Origin of the sequence: Enterobacter sp. UNJFSC 003, assembly GCF_036903355.1 — a bacterium.
Classification (GTDB): domain Bacteria; phylum Pseudomonadota; class Gammaproteobacteria; order Enterobacterales; family Enterobacteriaceae; genus Enterobacter.
In genome coordinates this window covers 1-255 of sequence record NZ_JBAKHK010000248.1, presented here as the reverse complement: position 1 = coordinate 255, position 255 = coordinate 1, and the positions used below count along the sequence as shown (strand labels likewise).

Sequence of the window (255 nt, the reverse complement as noted above, 5' to 3'; positions counted from 1 at the left end):
GCTTTGTACAGCGGCTCCACCGCCGCGATCTCTTCATCCGTCGCCCGGGTACGAATCGACATATAGCCACTGATTTTTCCCTCGCGCACCATCGGTACCGCATTGGCCCGCACCCAATAATGGTCACCATTTTTGCGGCGATTTTTCACGATGCCGCTCCAGGGCTCCCCTTTTTTCAGGGTGAACCACATATCCGCAAACGCCGCTTTTGGCATATCCGGGTGACGCACCATGTTGTGCGGCTGCCCTTGTAAC

General features: G+C 56.5%; 1 protein-coding gene. It reads right to left on the bottom strand.

The features are described 5' to 3' along the window. The coding region (locus V5P19_RS24005) for a PAS domain-containing protein (RefSeq protein WP_334408053.1) at positions 1-255 on the bottom strand (255 nt) is incomplete at both ends.